This is a genomic window from Micromonospora sp. DT48 (genome assembly GCF_049844495.1).
In the GTDB taxonomy this organism is placed as follows: Bacteria; Actinomycetota; Actinomycetes; order Mycobacteriales; family Micromonosporaceae; genus Micromonospora.
Window position 1 is genome coordinate 237590 of record NZ_JBNCLE010000011.1, and the last position, 13640, is coordinate 251229.

Sequence of the window (13640 nt, forward strand, 5' to 3'; positions counted from 1 at the left end):
ATGTCCTTCCGTCAGCCGCCGACCGGGTTAGCTGACGGGTTCGGGACGGAAGATCCCTACCGCTGACGCGGATACACCCCAGGAACATGGTTCCCCGGTTCGCCCTGGTGGGCGATTAGGCGGCGGCCGCCGCCGGCGCCGGTGGGCGCCGCCTGGCGGAGGCCGGGTCCGAGCCTACCGGTGCCTCTGTGACCGGTGCAGCTGCTGTTACTCCTGGTGTTCAGTTGTTGACTAGTAGAACAGACAAAAACGGACAATAATCCCTTTTCGGGAATGCGCTCGTCACCAGCGGGCGGCACCGCAGTCTCCAGGATCCGAGCGCGGCTCGATCTGGAGGGTCGCGTGCTCGATCTGGAAGTCCTCGTGCAGTGCCGCGCGAGCCGCCGCGAGCACGGCCCCGACGTCGGTGCCCGGCGTGATGGTCAAATGTGCCGAGGCGACCTCCATGCCGGAGGTCAGCGTCCAGACGTGCAGGTCGTGCACCCCGGCCACCCCGGGCACCGCGGCCAGCCGGTCGTGTACCGCGGTGACCTGAAGGTGCTCCGGTGCGGCCTGGACCAGGATGCGCACCGCCGCCCGTCCCAGCCGCCACGTCCGGGGCAGGATGAACCCGGCGATCGCGACCGCCACCAGCGGATCGGCCCACCACCAGTCGGTCGCGGCGATCAGCAGGGCGGACGCGATCACGCCCAGGGAGCCGAGCAGATCGCCCAGCACCTCCAGGTAGGCCCCGCGCAGGTTGATGCTCTCCCGTGCCCCCGGGCGCAGGAGGGCGAAGGCGGCGACGTTGGCGAGCAGGCCGAGGGTCGCCACCACCAGTACCGGGCCGGTGAGCACCTCGGGGGGATCGCCGAACCGGCGGGCCGCCTCGATCACCACGTACACCGCGACGCCGGAGAGCAGCACGGCGTTGGCCAGGGCCGCGAGCACCTCCAGCCGGTACAGCCCGAAGGTGCGTTGCGGATCGGTGTTGGCCCGGCGTGTGGCGGCGACGGCCGCGAGGGCCATTCCGATGCCCAGCACGTCGGTGAACATGTGCCCGGCGTCGGAGAGCAGGGCCAGCGAACCGGTTCGCAGTGCGGTGCCGGCCTCGATCACCATCAGCGTGCTGAGTAGGGCAAACGCTGCCCACAGTCGGCCAGAGTGGCGGTGTGCGGCGTTCGACACCGCAGCGTGGTGGTGGTCATGGCCGGTGCCCACCCAGACACCTTGCGCCGTCCGTCGGGCGGCGGGCAGATCTATGCCAACATCGCTATGTGTGCAATCGTCGGGTGGGTTCGACGCGTGGTCTCACCCGGTCGGGTCGACGGTGGTCAGCCGCTGGGTGGCCCGGGACAGCGCGACGTAGAGCGTCCGGACACCGGAGCCCGGCTCCGCCCGGATCTCACTCGGCGCGACCAGCACCACCCCGTCGTACTCCATGCCCTTGGCCTCCAGGCTGGTCACCACCTGCAACCGCTCCCCGCCGAGCGCGCCCAGCCAGGCCGCGACCTGATCCCGCCGGGGCACCGGGGTGATCACGCCGACGGTGCCCTCGACCTCGCCGAGCAGGGCACTGGCCGCCGTGACGACGGTGGTCGCCAACTCCGGCGCGGGCACCTCGAGCTGGACCGGGTCGATGCCGGTGGAACGGACCGCGGTGGGCAACGCGAGATCCGGGTACGCCCGGCGGATCTCGCGCGCCGCCACCGCGAAGATCTCCGCCGAGTTGCGGTAGTTCGTGGTGAGCGTGAACCGGTGCCGCCGACGGCGACCGAGCGCCTGGTCACGGGCGCGGGTCAACTCCTGCGGATCCCCCGTCCACGCGGTCTGCGCCGGGTCACCCACCACCGTCCAGGACGCCAGTCGCCCGCGCCGACCCACCATCCGCCACTGCATCGGCGAGACGTCCTGGGACTCGTCGACCACCACGTGGGCGTAGTCGCGGTAGTCCTCGGGACGTTCCCGGGCGGCCTGCCGGGCGGCCCGCTGCCGGTCGGCGAAGGTGCTCAGCTCACGGACCCCGCCGGCCAGTTGGAACGGATCCCGCTTCCGTCGGGCGGGGCGCATCGGCTTGCCCAGCAGCGCGTCCAACTCGTCCAGCAGCGCGACGTCGGCGACGGTCAGACCCTCCGTCGCCGACGTCTGGTACGCCTCGGCGAGCAGCCGGATCTCGGCACCGGACAGCACGCCACCGCCGTAGCGACGCAGCCGCTGTGGATCGGCCAACCAGGCGAGCACATGGCGCGGATGCAGCCGTGGCCACCACGCCTTCAGGAAGTCACGGAAGTCCGTCCGCTCGATCAGCTCGTCCTCGAAGGCACGCTGCTCGGGTAGCCCGCCGATGCCGAGTCGGCGGGCCTGCGACCAGAGGGCGGCCAGCACGCCGTCGAAACCGGCGCGACGCACCTCGTTGCGGCGGGCACCCCGGGGCAGCGCCCGGTTCCGGATGGCCTCCAATTCGGCCCGCTCCAGCCGCAGCAGCGTGCCCCGGTACAGCAGACGCAGCTCGGTGGGGGAGTCCGGCACCGTGTCCCGGGCGGCCCGCTCCAGCACCCGACGCATCCGCAGCGAACCCTTGACCGCCGCCACCTCGGGCGGGTCGGTGCGACTGGCCACCACCGAGGGAAACAGACTGCCCAGCGAGTGCAGGGTGGCGGTGTCCTCGCCCAGCGACGGCAGCACCGAGGCGATGTACTCGACGAAGACCGAGGAGGGGCCGATCACCAGGATGCCGCCTCCGGCGTACCGACTCCGGTCGGCGTAGAGCAGGTACGCGGCGCGGTGCAGCGCCACCGCCGTCTTACCGGTGCCCGGGCCTCCGGAGACGATGGTCACCCCGGAGCCGGGGGAGCGGATCGCCTCGTCCTGTTCGCGCTGGATGGTGGCCACGATGTCGCGCATGCCGCGACCGGTGGTGCGGGACAGGGTGGCCAGCAGCGCGCCGTCGCCGACCACCGGCATGTCCGGCGGCGCGGCCTCCGGGTCCAGCAGGTCGTCCTCGATCCGGGTGACCCGCTCACCGCTCGACTGGATCGTCCGGCGTCGGACGACGCCGAGCGGCTCGGCCGGGGTCGCCTGGTAGAACGCGGCGGCGGCCGGGGCCCGCCAGTCCACCACCAGCGTGGTGGCGTCCTCGTCCCGGATGCCCAGTCGCCCGACGTACAAGGTCTGCCCGTCACGCAGGTCGAGCCGGCCGAAGACCAGCCCCTCGTACTCGGCGTCGAGCACGTGGCGTCGCTGGGCGGCGTGGAAGACCATCGCGTCGCGCTCGACCAGCGCCCCGAAGTTGCCGACCCGGGCGAGCCGGTAGCCCTCCCGTTCGGCGCGGACCGCGGATCGGCGCAGCTCGGCCAGTCGCGCGTACACCCGGTCGAGATGCCGTTGCTCGGCGGCGATCTCCTGATCCAGGGTGCTCTGATCCACCGCTCGTTCTCCTCGTGACGCCGCCCGGCCAACCGCACGAGATTACGCCCCACCTCCGAGGAGGCGTCTGCCGGATCTTCGCGGGGCGTCAGCCGGGGACGCGCTGCCGGGCCGGGAGAGCGTCCAGAACCCGGCGCAACACACCGACTATCGCGGCGTTGACCCTCTCGGGCCGCTCCATCATCAGCATGTGCCCGGCGCCGGGGCAGACGGTCAGTTCGGTGGCCGGGAGCGCGGCGGCGATCGACTCCGCGCAGGGCGGCGGGGTGAGCCGGTCCCGGTCGCCGACCAGCGCCGCCGTCGGCAGGTGGGCCAGCGCGGCGAGGGTGGCCAGCCGGTGCTGGGCGCCGATGGAGGCCCGGAACCCGCCGATCGACCGCAGCGAGGCGCGGGCCACCGCCGAGGTGACCATTCGGATGTCCGTGGGGTCGCAACGGTCCCCGAACAGCATCCAGCGAATGCTCGGACGCAGCGCCCGCAGCACCGCCAGGGGCGGTCGCCAGGAGCCGCAGCGGGCCAGTACCCCGGCTCCGGTGGTCTCGGCCAGCCGGATGATCCGGGTGATCCGAGGGGAGAGACCGTAGACGGTGTGGGTGTGCCCCTCGGCGGTGGTGGAGACGAAGACCAGACCGGCGACGCGGCGCGAGAAGTGCTCCGGGTGGCGGTGCGCGTACTCCATGATCGTCATGCCGCCCAGTGAGTGGCCGACCAGCACCACCGGCCCGGTGGGAACGATCGTGTCCAGCACCGCGACCAGGTCGTCGCCCAACTGGGCCAGGGTGGCCGTGGGCAGCGCCATGCAGCTGGACCGGCCGTGCCCACGTGCGTCGTAGGTGACGACCCGGACCGAGCCGAAGGTTTCCCGGAGGGCGGTCAGCTGCCGGTGCCAGACGCGCCCGTCCAGGGTCCAGCCGTGCAGCAGCACGACCGTGACCTCGGCGGATGTGCCACCGGCGGTTTCCACGTGCAGGCGTACGTCGTCGCCCAGCCGTACCTCGGTCGGCTCCGGCATCGCCACCTCCCCAGGGCACACGGGTGCGAAACACCGGGGATACCCGGCGGTAACACCGGCTACCCGTCATGACAACACGCCAACCGGGGGGTTGAGAAGATCTCGTCGATCGGCTCCGCGAGGGCGGCTGATCCGGCGAGGCTGGGGACATGGCATCCACGGGTGGAGTCCCGCTCGCCGGGCAGGCGCGCGGGGGCACGCCGCGCGCGGCCCTGGCCGAGTTGCTCGCCGGCAACCGGCGCTTCGTCAGTGGGCAGCCGGTGCACGGCCACGACGTGAGCGCGGCAGCCGCGACCGCCTCCGGTGACCAGCAGCCGTACGCCGTGGTGCTGGGCTGCATCGACTCGCGGGTGCCGCTGGAGGCGATCTTCGACCAGACCTTCGGCGCGATCTGTGTGATCCGTACCGGCGGACACGTGCTGGACCAGGCGGTCCTGGGCTCGATCGAGTACGTCGTCGAGGTGCTGGGCGTACCGCTGGTGATGGTGCTGGGCCACGAGCGGTGCGGCGCGGTGCGGGCGACGGTCGACGCGCTGCGGGCCGACCGGCGTCCGCCGGGCACGCTGGCCCACCTGGTCGACCGGATCGCACCGGCGGTCGTCGAGGCGGGGGTGGACGACCCGCAGGTGGTGCCGGTCGCGGTCCGCCGGCACGTGGCCCGCACCGTGACGGAGTTGCGTAACCATCCCCGGCTGGCCCCGCCGGTCGCCGCCGGTCGGGTCGCCGTCGCCGGAGCCCTCTACGACCTCGCCACCGGGGAGGTGGCGCTGCTCGACCCACCGCAGCGGTGAGTCGCGGGCGGCGGGAACGGCGAACGCCCGCCGGGTGCGACCCGACGGGCGTTCACAGGTGGTACGCGCAGGGCGAGTCGCCCTGGGCCGATCAGGCCTCGAAGACGCCGGCCTCGACCAGGCGCTTCTCGGTGGCGTCCCAGCCGTCGCCCGGGTGGGCGGCGTTGAGGCCGTTGATCTCGGCACGGATCTTGGCGGCGTGACCGGCGGCGGCCAGCACCCGGATCTCCTCGATGAAGGCCTCGGAGTCGGTACGCAGGTGCGCGGTCTTGCCGTTGGTGAGGTTCCGCACGTAGGCGTGCTTGCCGCCGTTGAGCGGAATCAGGTACTTGAACTCGCCCAGCACGCTGAGGGCGCCACCCTGGCCAGCCTGGCCGGCCCGGACTGACGCGCGCGCGGTCTTAGAGGTGTTGCTCGCCACGGAGGTACTCCTTGCAAGACGTACGGAGGACGGAACGTCCGGGGGCTGTTGCGGGTGCCGTCACGGCGAGACCCGCGGAGGCTTACGCGGCACAGGCCGCCGATGGAACTGTACACGAACCACGATGCCGGCTGGTCATCGCGGCGTCACGAGGTGGAACCGCGATCAGCTGTCCGGGTATTCCGGCGGCGAATTTTCCGATTCCCTGGCGAACCATCCGTCACAGCAGTCATCATGTGTTCCACAAGCCCGGTCGGGCGAGGTCGTAGGGGAAGACGCACCTCGCACTCCGGGAGGTCACCGTGCCAACGCGTGGCGTCGTATACGTCCACTCGACCCCGCTCGCCGTGTGTTCACACGTCGAGTGGGCGATCGCGCGCGTCCTCGCCGCGCCGGTCAACCTGCAGTGGACTGCCCAGCCCGTCGACCCCGCCGCCCGCCGGGCCGAGTGTGGGTGGACCGGTAGCCCGGGAACGGGTGCCGAACTGGCCGCTGCCCTCCGGCAGTGGCCCATGATCCGTTTCGAGGTCACCGAGGAGCCCAGTCCGGGCGTCGACGGTGAGCGCTTCATGCACGTGCCGGGCCGGGGCCTGTTCCGGGCGACCGTCGGCGCCGCCGGGGACATCCAGATCGGCGAGGATCGGCTACGCAGCATCATGGCTGCCGCGCGGGCACCGGAGGCCCTCGCGCACGCCCTCGACAAAGCGCTCGGCACCGCCTGGGACGCCGAACTGGAGCCGTACCGGCACGCCGGGGACGGTGCGCCGGTGACCCTGCTCACCCGGGTCGGGTAGGCCGGGCGGGCGAAGGTCGAGTTGCCCGGTACGCGGTGAACTGGTGGGATGGTCCGCGTGTCGACTACCCCTCGGCGCGTCGCCGCGCTCGTCCTGGTGACCGCGCTGCTCGTCGCCGGCTGCTCCGGAGCCGGCCAGCGCCCCGAGGCCGGGCCCAGCTCGACCCCGGCGACGGAATCCGCACCGCCGCCCAGCGCCCCGCCTGAGGACCCGGCCACCCGGGCCGCCGCCCTCGTCGCCGAACTCACCGACGAGGACCTGGTCGGCCAGGTGCTGATGCCGTACGCCTACGGCGACCAGGCGACCCGGGTGTCGGCCGGTTCGGCGGCCGGCAACCGGGCCCTCGCCGGGGTGGACACCCCCGCCGAGATGATCGAGAAGTACCGGCTCGGTGGGCTGATCCTGGTGGGCTTCAGCGCGGACGACCCCACCCAGTCGAACCAGGAGACCACCAACGTCGACAACCCGAAGCAGGTCCGCCAGCTGACCACCGGGCTGCGGGAGGCCGCCGGACGGCTGCCCGCGGGCGCGGCGCCCTTCCTGATCGGCACCGACCAGGAGTACGGCGTGGTCACCCGGATCACCGAGGGCGTCACCATGCTGCCCAGCGCGCTCGGTGCCGGAGCCGCCGGAAAACCCGACCTGACCGAGGCCGCCTGGCGCGCCGCCGGCACCGAACTGGCCGCCATGGGCATCAACGTCGACTTCGCGCCGGTGGCCGACGTGTTGGTGACCCGCAGCACGGTGATCGGATCCCGCTCGTTCGGTGCCCATCCGCAGCGCGCCGCCGACCAGGTCGGCGGCGCGGTACGCGGACTACAGTCCGCCGGGGTGGCGGCCACGCTCAAACACTTCCCCGGTCACGGCCACAGCGCCGTCGACTCGCACAAGGACCTGCCGAGGCTCGGCCAGACCCGGGGCAAGCTCGCCGCCGAGGCATGGCCCCCGTTCACCGCCGGTATCGAGGCGGGTGCGCTGGCCGTGATGTCCGCCCACCTCGACGTACGCGCGATCGACCCGGGCGTGGCCGCCACCTTCTCGTACAAGCTGCTCACCGAGGTGCTGCGCGGAGAACTCGGCTTCCAGGGCGTGGTGATCACCGACGGGATGAACATGCCGCCGGCCCGTCGGTTCGAGCCGGGCGAGGCGGCGGTGCGGGCACTGAAGGCCGGCAACGACCTGATCCTCATGCCCCCGCACGTCGGGCAGGCGTACGACGGGCTGCTGACCGCGTTGCGCGACGGCACACTGCCCCGGACCCGGCTGGTCGAGGCGGTCACCCGGGTACTGACCATGAAGTTCACGCTGGGCGACGCACCCGCGCCGGAGCTGTCCACGCTGGGCGCCCCCGCGCACCGCGAGGCGGCACAGGCGCTGGCCGCCGGCGCGGTGACCGTGCTGCGTGGCCGGTGCGACACCACCGGTGTGCGTGGCCCGGTCACCGTCACCTCGTCGGGTGGGCGCGCGCACACCCGGGCGCTGCTGACCGAGGCGTTGACCTCGGCAGGTGTGCAGGTGGTGCCCCGCGGAGGCACGATCGTCCACCTGGTCGGCTACGGCGACGGCGCGAAGGACCTGCGGGCTGACGCGGCCGTCACCGTCGCCATGGACACCCCGTACGTGTTGGCGTCGGCCCGGTCGGCGACCCTGCTGGCCACCTACTCGTCCAGCCGTGCCTCGATGGCCGCGCTCGCCGACGTGCTCGCCGGCAAGACCCGCCCGACCGGTCGCTCCCCGGTCAAGGTGACCGGGCTGCCCGCCACCACCTGCGCGGACTGACCCAACCAGCACCGCCCCCGGTTGACTGGGTGGTCACCGGGGGCGGTTTGCGGTGGGTCGGGTTTAGCCAGACCCGTCCGGCTCAGTGACGGGTGAAGACCAGCGCCACGTTGTGACCACCGAAGCCGAACGAGTTGTTCAGCGCGGCGGGCACCTCCATGTGGCGGGGCTTGTTGATCGCCACGTCCAGGGTGAGGTTGTCGTCCGGGTCGTCCAGGTTGATCGTCGGCGGCACCACGCTGTCGCGGATCGTCAGCACGGTGGCGATCGATTCCAGGGCGCCTGCCGCGCCGAGCAGGTGACCGGACATGGACTTGGTGGCGGTGATCACCGGGTGGTCACCCAGGGCGGTCCGCAGTGCGGTGATCTCCGCGATGTCGCCCACCGGGGTCGAGGTGGCGTGCGCGTTGACGTGGACGATATCCGACTTCGCCACGTCCGCGTCGGTGATCGCCTTCTCGATCGCCCGGATCGCCCCGGCACCCTCCGGGTGAGGCTGGACGATGTCGAAGCCGTCGGAGGTGATACCCGCGCCGGCGAGCCGGGCGTACACCCGGGCACCCCGGGCGGCGGCGTGGTCGGCGCGCTCCAGTACGACGATGCCGGCGCCCTCACCGAGGACGAAGCCGTCCCGGCCCTTGTCCCACGGGCGCGAGGCCAGCTCGGGCTCGTCGTTGCGGGTCGACATCGCCCGCATCGAGGAGAAACCGGCGATGGGCAGCGGGTGGATGACCGCCTCGGTGCCGCCGGCCACCACCACGTCGGCGCGACCGGCACGGATCATGTCCAGACCCAGCGCGATCGCCTCCGCGCCGGTGGCGCAGGCACTGGCCACCGAGTGCACGCCCGCGCGGGCGGCCAACTCCAGTCCGATCCACGCGGCCGGACCGTTCGGCATCAGCATCGGAATGGTGTGCGGCGAGACCCGCCGAGGACCGGACTCCTCCAGGATGTCGTCCTGGGCGAGCAGGGTCATGGCCCCGCCGATGCCCGTGCCGACGCTGACGCCGAGCCGCTCCGGGTCGAGCTCGGAGTCGGCCAGCCCGGAGTCGGCCCAGGCCTCGTGGGCGGCGACCAGGGCGATCGCCTCGGAGCGGTCCAACCGGCGCAGTTTCACCCGGTTCAGCAGTTCGGACGGCTCGACCGCGAGCTGGGCGGCGATCCGAACCGGAAGTTGCGCGGCCCACTCCTGGGTGAGCGGACTCACCCCGGAGCGGCCGGCGAGCATGGCGTCCCAGGTCGACGCGACGTCCCCGCCCAGCGGGGTGGTCGCGCCGAGCCCGGTGACGACGACGTCGATGCGACTCATGATCAGGACTGCGCCTCGATGTAGCTCACAGCGTCCCCGACGGTCTTGAGGTTCTGCACCTCGTTGTCAGGGATCTTGACGCCGAACTTCTCCTCGGCGGCGACCACGACCTCCACCATCGAGAGCGAGTCGACGTCCAGGTCGTCGGTGAAGGACTTCCCCTCGGCCACGTCGTCCGGGTTCACCCCGGCAACCTCTTCGAGGATCTCGGCGAGGCCGGTGGTGATCTCGTCACGGGTCATTGCGGTGGGTTCCTCTCATCGGGTTCTCTCGACAGGGTGGCGACGCCACCCGTCGTTCCTCGGCGCTGTGCGCCGTGGGGGTATCAGGGGCAGCGGACGACCTGACCGGCGTAGGTCAGGCCGCCACCGAAACCGAACAGCAGCACCGGAGCGCCGGAGGGCACCTCGCGGCGCTCCACCAGCTTGGACAGGGCCAGCGGGATGCTGGCCGCAGAGGTGTTGCCGGATTCGACGATGTCCTTGGCGATGATCGCCTGCGGGATGTTCAGCCGCTTCGCGATGCCGTCGATGATCCGCGCGTTGGCCTGGTGCGGAACGAAGGCGGCCAGCTCCGACGGGTCGACACCGGCCCGCTCGCACGCCTGCCGGGCCAGCGGCGCGAGCTCCGTGGTGGCCCAACGGAACACGGTCTGGCCCTCCTGGGCCACGTACGGACGCCACCCCTCGATGCGTACCGCGTCACCGCGCTCCGGCACCGAGCCCCAGACCACCGGCCCGACGCCGGGCGGCTCGTCACCGGCCGCGGCGGTGACCACCGCCGCGCCCGCGCCGTCACCGAAGATGATGCAGGTGGAGCGGTCGGTCCAGTCGGTGAAGTCGGACAGCTTCTCCGCACCGATCACCAGCGCGTTGCGTGACGCACCGGCGCGGATCGCGTGGTCCACCGTGCCCAGCGCGTACGCGAAACCGGAGCAGGCGGTGTTCACGTCGTACGCCCCGGGGGCGTTGATCCCCAGCTTGGCGGCCACCCGGCAGGCCACGTTCGGGCTGCGGTCGATCGAGGTGCAGGTGGCGACCACGACCAGGTCGATGTCGGCGGCGGTCAGGCCGGAGTTGGCCAGGGCCTTGTCGGCTGCGGCGGCGGCCATGTCGGCGACCGTCTCGTCCCCGGCGATCCGGCGGGTAGCGATGCCGACCCGGTCGCGGATCCACTCGTCACTGGTCTCCACCAGTTGGGCGATCTCGTCGTTGGTCACCACCCGCGACGGCTGGTAGTGCCCGAGGGACAGGATCCGGCTGCCCGTCATGACGAGACCTCCCCGGCGTCGGTGTTGTCGCGGGACGTGTGCGCGCTGCCCACGGTCGTGCCGTGCTCGGCGATGAGGTCCCGGGCGGCGGGCAGGTCGTTCGGGGTCTTCAAGGTGACGATCTTCGGCGCACGGTCACCGGCGAGTTCGCGCTTGACCAGCCCGGAGAGGGTGCCGGCGGGCGGCAGCTCGATCACGCCGGTCACGCCGAGTTCGGCGAGCGTGGCCATGCAGAGGTCCCAGCGGACCGGGGCGGTGACCTGACGGACCAGCCGGCCGAGCAGCTCGTGGCCGTTGTCGACCACCGTCCCGTCGAGGTTGGACAGCAGCAGGCGCTCCGGGTCCTTCGGCGTGATCCCGGCGGCGACGGTGGCCAGCGCCGCCTCTGCCGGAGCCATGTACGGCGTGTGGAACGCGCCGGCCACCTGCAACCGGATGACCCGGACCCCCTGCGGGGGCTCGGCGGCCAGCTTGTCCAACCCGGCGAGCGCACCGGCGGCGACGACCTGACCCGCGCCGTTGCGGTTGGCGGCGTGCAGCCCGTGCCGGTCGAGCGTGGCGGTCACCTCGTCGGGGTCGCCGCCGAGCACCGCGGCCATACCGGTCGGCTCCAGCGCGCAGGCGGCGGCCATCTCCCGGCCGCGTACACCGGCGAGGGTGATGGCGGCCTCCGCGGACAGCGACCCGGCCAGCGCCGCCGCGCCCAACTCGCCGACGCTGTGCCCCGCGGTCAGGGCGACCTCACCCATCGGCAGGTGCTCGGCGGCGAGCAGCGCCGCGGCGACCAGCAGCGGCTGGGTGCGCGCGGTGTCGCGGATCTCGTCGGCGTCGGCGGTGGTGCCCAGGTGCACCAGGTCGACGCCGGCCAGCTCGGACCACGAGCGTAGGCGGGCCTCGGCGTCGGGCAGGTCGAGCCAGGGGGTCAGAAAGCCAGGCTTCTGTGAGCCCTGGCCGGGGCAGAGTACGGCGAGCACGTCTATGACTCTCCTGGATACCCATGGGTTGCGCTGTGCCGACTGGCACCAAACCGCACTAGGACAGTTGGAGGGATCCTACAAAGACTGGCGCTGGTCATCACCATGCTGTGATCTTTTACTTGCTGGTGGGGTCAATGTCTGGGTCGGGACGACCGGGTCGAGTCGGCCCACGGTCAGCGCGACCCGCAGCGCGAAGGCGTCCCGGGGCGCCAGCGGACTGAATCCGGTCACGTCGGAGATCCGGCGCAGCCGGTAGCGCACGGTGTTCGGGTGCACGTACAGCGCCCGCGCGGCGCTCTCCAGCGTGCCGCCTGCGGCGAAGAAGGCGTCCAGCGTCTCCAACAGCTCGCCGCCGGCGCGGACCAGCACCGCGTACACGTCATGGCGCAGTCGTCGGCGGGCCTCGGCGTCGCCCGCGAGGGACCGCTCGGGCAGCAGGTCGCCCGCGTGCACCGGACGCGGTGCCGCCGGCCACGCCGGTGCCGCCCGGTACCCGGCCAGCGCCGCCCGGGCCGACTCGGTCGCCTCGTCCAGGCTCGGCACCGCCGGACCGACCACCACCGGCCCCTCGCCGAAGGCGGTCAGCAGCTTGCCGGTGGCCGCGACCGGGTCCGATGCCCCACCGAGCACGATCACCAGGCGGTCGCCGTGCACGCCGCCGATCACCTCGACGCCGATCCGTCGGGCCAGCCGGTAGACGGTGTGCAGGACGGCGGCGACCTCACCGCCGGGGGAGGGGCCGACCGCCACCGCCACCGGCGGCGCGTCCGTCCAGCCGAGCGCGGCGGCGCGACTGGCCAGCACGTCCGGCGAGTCGCCGCGCAACAGCGCGTCCACCAGCAGCGCCTGAAGTCGGGCGTCCCAGGAGCCCCGCGACTCGGCGGCTCGGGCGTAGACCCGGGCGGCGGCGAAGGCGATCTCGCGGGAGTACCGGAGCACCGCCTCGCGCAGTTGCGGCTCCTCACCCGGAGCGGCCAACTCGTCGACCTGCTCCTCGACCACGTCGATGGTCACCTTGATCAGCGCGACGGTCTGCTGGAGGGTGATCGAGCGGGCCAGCGCCTGGGGTGCGGTGGCGAACACCTCGTCGGAGACCTCCTGGGTGCCCTCGCCGGCTCCGCCCCCGGCGCGTAGCCACTGGACCAGGGAACGGGCACCGGCCTGGGCGACGAGCATCACCCAGGAGCGCTGGTCGGCCGGCAGTTCCCGGAACCAGGGCAGGGTCTCGTCCATCCGGACCACGCTCGCGGTGGCCAGCGCACCAGCGGCTCGCTCGATGCGGCGCAGCGTGGCTGACAGGTCCGTCCCGCCCGACTCGCTCACCCGCCTAGCCTGACATGCGCTGACCTGGAACTCGACGGCAGGCGTCGGCACGGTGCCGCCGACGGGCGAACCGGTACGCCCTGCGCGGCCGGTCAGAACCGGCCAGTACGGTGTCATGGCACGTCGGGTGGGCGCCGGCGGTGAGGGCGAGCGTGAGGAGACGCCGATGGCGTACGGGGAGGCCGACCACGGCTGTGCCCAGGGGGAGCCGTGCCGACCGGGCCCGCACGAGCAACCGGCGCTCGCCAAGCACCACCGTCGGCCGCCCGGCCTGGCGCATCCGGCCGAACCGACCGTCAATCGGGTGCCGGAGCGCCCGGAGGAGGACCCCACCTGCGTGCGGTCGCGCGGCGGCGAGTCACCGGTGCCCCGGCAGCGCGCCGTCGAACCGGCGCCGGAGGGGCGGCCCGAGCCGGTGGTGGGCGGTGGCTGCCGCAACGACCTGCCCGGGTGGGCCGGGGCGCATCGACACGGTCCGGTTCGCCCGTCCCCGCGTAGCCCGCGGCGCGACCGCCCACCGCGTCGCTGGTGCTGACCGGACCGGCACACCGCGCCCGAT

The 13640-nt window shown here is 72.7% G+C and carries 12 protein-coding genes, 1 pseudogene and 1 riboswitch; of the genes and pseudogenes, 4 read left to right on the forward strand and 9 right to left on the reverse strand.

Translation table 11 applies throughout. The features are described from left to right. Positions 1-132: riboswitch (cyclic di-AMP (ydaO/yuaA leader) on the reverse strand. Positions 133-282: 150 nt separating this feature from the next. From ACLQ2S_RS15780 to ACLQ2S_RS15790, 3 genes are all read right to left on the reverse strand, one after another. Further along, on the reverse strand, positions 283-1200 hold the full coding sequence (locus ACLQ2S_RS15780; protein WP_425701935.1) for a cation diffusion facilitator family transporter: 918 nt from the start codon (positions 1198-1200) through the stop codon (positions 283-285). A gap of 90 nt (positions 1201-1290) precedes the next feature. Further along, positions 1291-3405, reverse strand: a complete 2115-nt coding sequence (locus ACLQ2S_RS15785; RefSeq protein WP_425701936.1) for a HelD family protein — start codon at positions 3403-3405, stop codon at positions 1291-1293. A gap of 88 nt (positions 3406-3493) precedes the next feature. Beyond that, positions 3494-4417, reverse strand: a complete 924-nt coding sequence (locus tag ACLQ2S_RS15790; RefSeq protein WP_155220487.1) for an alpha/beta fold hydrolase — start codon at positions 4415-4417, stop codon at positions 3494-3496. Positions 4418-4566: 149 nt separating this feature from the next. On the opposite strand from ACLQ2S_RS15790, the gene ACLQ2S_RS15795 reads away from it, so the two are divergent. Next, positions 4567-5208, forward strand: a complete 642-nt coding sequence (locus ACLQ2S_RS15795) for a carbonic anhydrase (RefSeq protein WP_155220486.1) — start codon at positions 4567-4569, stop codon at positions 5206-5208. 91 nt (positions 5209-5299) lie between these two features. Here the strand turns inward: ACLQ2S_RS15795 and ACLQ2S_RS15800 are convergent, their stop codons facing one another. Further along, entirely contained in the window at positions 5300-5629 is a 330-nt protein-coding gene (locus ACLQ2S_RS15800) for a hypothetical protein (protein WP_309223601.1), read from the reverse strand. Between the two features lie 302 nt (positions 5630-5931). Between ACLQ2S_RS15800 and ACLQ2S_RS15805 the strand changes: the two genes are divergently transcribed. Together ACLQ2S_RS15805 and ACLQ2S_RS15810 are read left to right on the forward strand one after the other, a co-directional pair. Further along, the gene (locus ACLQ2S_RS15805; protein ID WP_309223600.1) at positions 5932-6423 is read left to right on the forward strand and encodes a DUF3145 domain-containing protein; all 492 of its coding nucleotides are present in this window, start codon (positions 5932-5934) and stop codon (positions 6421-6423) included. 48 nt (positions 6424-6471) lie between these two features. Beyond that, positions 6472-8202 (forward strand): glycoside hydrolase family 3 protein, encoded by a 1731-nt coding sequence (locus ACLQ2S_RS15810; RefSeq protein WP_155220484.1) that lies wholly within the window; start codon positions 6472-6474, stop codon positions 8200-8202. 82 nt (positions 8203-8284) lie between these two features. On the opposite strand, the gene fabF is transcribed toward ACLQ2S_RS15810, so the two are convergent. The 5 genes and pseudogenes from fabF to ACLQ2S_RS15835 form a co-directional block, all read right to left on the reverse strand. Beyond that, on the reverse strand, positions 8285-9511 hold the full coding sequence (fabF, locus tag ACLQ2S_RS15815) for a beta-ketoacyl-ACP synthase II (RefSeq protein WP_155220481.1): 1227 nt from the start codon (positions 9509-9511) through the stop codon (positions 8285-8287). A 2-nt stretch (positions 9512-9513) separates the two neighbouring features. Next, positions 9514-9753 carry an acyl carrier protein gene (locus ACLQ2S_RS15820; protein WP_053653162.1) on the reverse strand — a complete coding sequence of 80 codons (240 nt, stop codon included), beginning with the start codon at positions 9751-9753 and terminating at the stop codon, positions 9514-9516. Positions 9754-9836: 83 nt separating this feature from the next. Beyond that, a complete protein-coding gene (locus ACLQ2S_RS15825) occupies positions 9837-10781 on the reverse strand; it encodes a beta-ketoacyl-ACP synthase III (protein WP_155220479.1) in 945 nt (314 codons plus the stop codon). Between the two features lie 35 nt (positions 10782-10816). Then, a pseudogene (locus ACLQ2S_RS15830) lies at positions 10817-11755 on the reverse strand (ACP S-malonyltransferase); the annotation flags it as partial. A 78-nt stretch (positions 11756-11833) separates the two neighbouring features. Then, positions 11834-13132, reverse strand: a complete 1299-nt coding sequence (locus tag ACLQ2S_RS15835) for a PucR family transcriptional regulator (protein WP_309223615.1) — start codon at positions 13130-13132, stop codon at positions 11834-11836. Between the two features lie 115 nt (positions 13133-13247). Here ACLQ2S_RS15835 and ACLQ2S_RS15840 point away from each other — a divergent pair, with 115 nt between their 5' ends. Next, the gene (locus ACLQ2S_RS15840; protein WP_155220625.1) at positions 13248-13616 is read left to right on the forward strand and encodes a hypothetical protein; all 369 of its coding nucleotides are present in this window, start codon (positions 13248-13250) and stop codon (positions 13614-13616) included. Positions 13617-13640 lie beyond the last annotated feature (24 nt).

Excerpts from the sequence above, each read along its gene's own strand:
- ACLQ2S_RS15795 (WP_155220486.1), top strand. The coding sequence starts at position 4,567 with ATGGCATCCACGGGTGGAGTCCCGCTCGCCGGGCAGGCGCGCGGGGGC.
- ACLQ2S_RS15825 (WP_155220479.1), bottom strand. The coding sequence starts at position 10,781 with ATGACGGGCAGCCGGATCCTGTCCCTCGGGCACTACCAGCCGTCGCGG.
- ACLQ2S_RS15810 (WP_155220484.1), top strand. The coding sequence starts at position 6,472 with ATGGTCCGCGTGTCGACTACCCCTCGGCGCGTCGCCGCGCTCGTCCTG.
- fabF (WP_155220481.1), bottom strand. The coding sequence starts at position 9,511 with ATGAGTCGCATCGACGTCGTCGTCACCGGGCTCGGCGCGACCACCCCG.
- ACLQ2S_RS15840 (WP_155220625.1), top strand. The coding sequence starts at position 13,248 with ATGGCGTACGGGGAGGCCGACCACGGCTGTGCCCAGGGGGAGCCGTGC.
- ACLQ2S_RS15820 (WP_053653162.1), bottom strand. The coding sequence starts at position 9,753 with ATGACCCGTGACGAGATCACCACCGGCCTCGCCGAGATCCTCGAAGAG.
- ACLQ2S_RS15790 (WP_155220487.1), bottom strand. The coding sequence starts at position 4,417 with ATGCCGGAGCCGACCGAGGTACGGCTGGGCGACGACGTACGCCTGCAC.